At 58.7% G+C, this 3,942-nt stretch carries 3 protein-coding genes; all 3 read right to left on the bottom strand.

The window, feature by feature from the left end:
• Positions 1 to 128: 128 nt before the first annotated feature.
• Entirely contained in the window at positions 129 to 1,634 is a 1,506-nt protein-coding gene (gene malQ, locus Q0288_RS06880; protein ID WP_299429055.1) for a 4-alpha-glucanotransferase, read from the bottom strand.
• Between the two features lie 156 nt (positions 1,635 to 1,790).
• On the bottom strand, positions 1,791 to 2,261 hold the full coding sequence (locus tag Q0288_RS06885) for a YqhA family protein (protein ID WP_366914732.1): 471 nt from the start codon (positions 2,259 to 2,261) through the stop codon (positions 1,791 to 1,793).
• 142 nt (positions 2,262 to 2,403) lie between these two features.
• Complete coding sequence (locus Q0288_RS06890) at positions 2,404 to 3,744, bottom strand: aminotransferase class III-fold pyridoxal phosphate-dependent enzyme (RefSeq protein ID WP_299429057.1); 1,341 nt, start codon at positions 3,742 to 3,744, stop codon at positions 2,404 to 2,406.
• Between the last annotated feature and the right edge of the window lie 198 nt (positions 3,745 to 3,942).

A 3,942-nucleotide genomic window follows, 5' to 3' on the forward strand; every position in this document is an offset into this window, starting at 1 on the left:
GGTGCCGCCCCGGCTGCTCGGCAAACAAACTCAGGCCCAGTATCCCCTGGTAGAAGGCTTTAGCCGCTTCCAGGTCTGGCGTATACAAGCAGGTCTCGAGCACCCCCGCAATCTTCATCAGCACCCCGCTACAGGCGATTGTGGGCCTCGGCCAGGGCTTTAAGCCCGGTGGCAACCCCCGCATCCAGGCCGCCCTCGGTATAGCGCCACGACCAGTTGCCCCCTAGTTTACCGGGGAAATTCATCCGCGCCCCGGTATCCAGGCCAAGCACATCTTGCAGCGGAGCTACCGCCAGGCTGGCCGGACTCTGGAAGGCCAGCTCGATAAAGGCCCCGGCCACCTCGTACTCCGAGAGACAGCGAATTGCGTAGCGGGCCAGGTAGTCGCGCATAAATGCAACTTCCTCCGCAGGGGCAGTGCGGAACCACCCCAGGCTGGTGTCGTTGTCGTGGGTTCCGCTATACACCACCACGTTGCCATGCGGGGGGTAATTGTGCGGAAGAAATGGGTTGGACTCCTCGGAAAAAGCAAACTGGAGGATCTTCATGCCCGGAAAACCAAATCCATCGCGCAGGGCTTCTACCGCGGGGGTGATAACCCCCAGGTCTTCCGCAATAATCGGCGCATCGCCCAGGGCCGTTCGCACAGCCCGAAAAAGCTTTTCGCCGGGTGCTTTGACCCACTGACCTTTGATGGCATTGGGCATGCCAAAAGGAATCTCCCAGTAGGCTTCGAAGCCTCGGAAGTGGTCAATCCGTACCAGATGGCACTGCTTGAGCGACTGCTTAATGCGCGAGACCCACCAGGCGAAGTCCTCCTGCTCCATCACATCCCAGCGGTACAGAGGGTTGCCCCAGAGCTGGCCGGTCTCGGAGAAGTAGTCCGGCGGTACACCAGCCACCACGGTAGGGTTGCCGTCGGACTCGAGATAGAAGTACTGTGGGTTGGCCCAGACATCCGAGGAGTCGAAGGCTACAAAAATAGGCATGTCTCCGATAATCCGAATCCCCCTGGACAGGGCGAAGGCTTTGGTCTTGCTCCATTCGGCATAGAACAGCCACTGAACCCACTCGTGCAGGGCTACATCGTAGGCCAGCTCTTCGCGGGCTTTGGCCAGAGCTGCCGGTTTGCGGTCGCGCAGTTCGGGGCTCCACTCGTTCCAGGGCTTGCCGCCAAAGCGGGTTTTGAGCGCCATAAACAAGGCAAAGTCTTCCAGCCAGTCCTGTTCGGCCAGGACAAAAGCCTCTAAGTCGGCCTTGTCCTGAGCCGATGCCCGGGCCTGAAAGCCTGTGAAGGCCCGCCTCAGTAGAGGCCAGCGTGTCTCGTAGAGCCAGCCGTAGTCCACGCTGTCGGCAGGGTAGGGGGGGGGTTCCTCGGTCGTCTCGAGCCAGCCCCGCTCAATCAGCATCTCCGGGTCTACCAGATAGGGGTTACCCGCAAAGGCCGAGAACGACTGGTAGGGCGAGTCGCCGTAGCTGGTGGGGCCAAGCGGCAAGACCTGCCACCATCGGGCCCCGGTAGAGGCCAGCCAGTCCAGAAACCGCTCCGTTTCCAGGCCCAGGGCCCCAATCCCCCACCGACCGGGAAAGCTGGTGGGATGGAGCAGAATTCCAAACGAACGCTCAATTTTCATAGCAGGAGTAGTCTATCCTACAAATCAACCTTGTGGAAGCGCTTCTATTCAAGACTCAGGGTGGGCCTCGAGGCATACCGCCTCTGTTCCCAGCGAACAAATGGCAATAATCGCAATAACCCGCGGTTTCAGTACATTTTCCGGCTTCACCGCACGTTAGCTTTTACCCCGTACCATCCAGAGGGCCGCTGCCAGGAGGGCTACTCCACCCGCAAAAAGCAGGTAGTCCAGCGCGGCTGTGGGTTTGAAATCCTGTGCTCTCTCAAAGAATTTGACGATCATAATCATCAAGATGACCTGGCCCAATTTGTTCTTGAGGTCATCCAGGCTTTCTACAACCAGTACGCTGGTGAGCTGGTTGTTGGGGGGTTCAATTTTCCTTATAAACAACTCGTACAAGCCCAGGGCAAAGATGATCAGCACGGCTGCAAGCAGGGCCAGATCCACCGCGTTGATAATCTTGGGCAGGATGATGGAGGGGTTGGCTCCCCGCAGCGCGGCAATGACCTCGAGTCCCGTCAAAGCAGCAAAATAGACCCCTCCGACTAATAACCCCAAAACCGGGATCAACATCGCCCAACGGGCTTGCCAGAGTAAACTCTCAAACCACCGGCCCATGTTTTGCATGCGTTAAAGATACCCTCATCGGATACTCCAAAAATTGACCGTGCTCGAAGAAGCAACCTCCGAGAAGCTCGGCAGGTTATCGCAGGGTTCACCACTACCCGAAAACGGTGCTAAAGACCTTCGTTCGGTTCCCGCCCCCCGCTTAGTCTGCGGCAGCCCCCACCACGCCCAGCGCTTCGTCTACCAGGGCCAGGGCCTCTTCTATCACATCCAGGCCCCATCTAAGTTCTTCGCGGCTGATGACCAGCGGTGGGCAGACCCAGAGCATGTTGAAGCGGCTGAAGGCGTAAATCTGCTTGGATCTCAGAAAGCCCGCTAGTTTCTGCATCTCGGGGGAAGTACCGTTGAAAGGGGCCAGGGGTTCTTTGGAGGCTTTGTCCTTCACAAGCTCCAGTACACTAAACAGCCCGATGTAGCGCACGTCGCCCACACAGGCATACCTCTTGCGCATGGCCTCGAGGCGCTCGCCCAGATACCTACCCTGGTTTTCGGTGTTCTCAAACAGGTGTTCCTCTTCGTAGACCGATAGGTTGGCCAGGGCTGCCGCGCACGAGACCGGGTGGCCTGAGTAGGTGAGGCCACCCCAGAGCATCTGGTTTTCGAAGAAGTCGGCAATCGGCTGCGAGACTATTACCGCCCCCAGAGGCATGTAACCGCTGGTCAGCCCCTTGGCGCTGGTCACGATGTCGGGCTGGATGCCATAGTGCTGGGTCGAGAGCCACCTGCCAGTGCGCCCAAAGCCGCTCATCACCTCATCGGTAATGAGCAGGATGCCGTATTTGTCGCACAGGGCCCGCAGTTTGGGGTAGTAGTCATCGGGAGGAACCAGCAGCCCATTGGAGCCGGTGATGCCCTCGACCATGATGGCCGCGATGGTGTGGGGGCCTTCCATCTGGATGATCTCCTCGATGTGGCTCACACACTCGCGCTGGCAGGAGTCGGGGGTTTTGCCAAAGGGGCAGCGGTAGCAGTAGGGGTCGAAGGCCCGCACGATGCCGGGAATACCCGGCTCTACCGGCCAGCGACGCGGGTCGCCGGAGGCGGTCATGGCACCCATGGTAGCCCCGTGGTAACTGCGGTAGCGGGTAATAATTTTGTCACGACTTGTATAGAGTCGGGCCATCTTCATCGCATTTTCGTTGGCTTCGGCTCCGCCGAGGCAGAAAAATGACTTGGCCAGGCCGGTTACTTCGGATAGCTTTTTGCCCAACAGGCCCCTCGGCTCGGTGGCAAAACTGGGGCCTGCAAAGCAAAGCTCGTCCACTTGCTGTTTGATGGCCTGCAGAACCCTGGGATGCTGGTGTCCCACATTGATGTTGATGAGCTGGCTGCTAAAGTCCAGCCATCGGTTGCCATCGCCATCCCAGAACCACACGCCCTGCGAACGGGCCATGTAGATGGGGTTAGAGGTGCTCTGTACCGACCACGAAAACAGGGTGTAGTCGCGGTTCTCCTGAATAACTTCCTTGGATGAGCGGTTCATGGTTGGCCTCCGTTTTGGAGCGTAATGTCCCAATGGTAGACCCAAAACCCAGGTGGATGCAATGGACAGAGTGTAATAGGCAGCAACCAACCCTGGGGGCAGGCTCCTGGCCTGAAATCGGAAAATTACACCCCGGTCACCTCGAGCGAAGCGAGGGGTCTGGTGCTGTGCTGCGCTGAAAACCGTTGACCTGGACGC

Source organism: uncultured Meiothermus sp., assembly GCF_937863175.1.
Classification (GTDB): Bacteria; Deinococcota; Deinococci; order Deinococcales; family Thermaceae; genus Meiothermus.

What these genes read in the sequence shown, in the direction of transcription:
- malQ (WP_299429055.1), bottom strand. Translation starts at nt 1,634, where the DNA reads ATGAAAATTGAGCGTTCGTTTGGAATTCTGCTCCATCCCACCAGCTTT.
- Q0288_RS06885 (WP_366914732.1), bottom strand. Translation starts at nt 2,261, where the DNA reads ATGCAAAACATGGGCCGGTGGTTTGAGAGTTTACTCTGGCAAGCCCGT.
- Q0288_RS06890 (WP_299429057.1), bottom strand. Translation starts at nt 3,744, where the DNA reads ATGAACCGCTCATCCAAGGAAGTTATTCAGGAGAACCGCGACTACACC.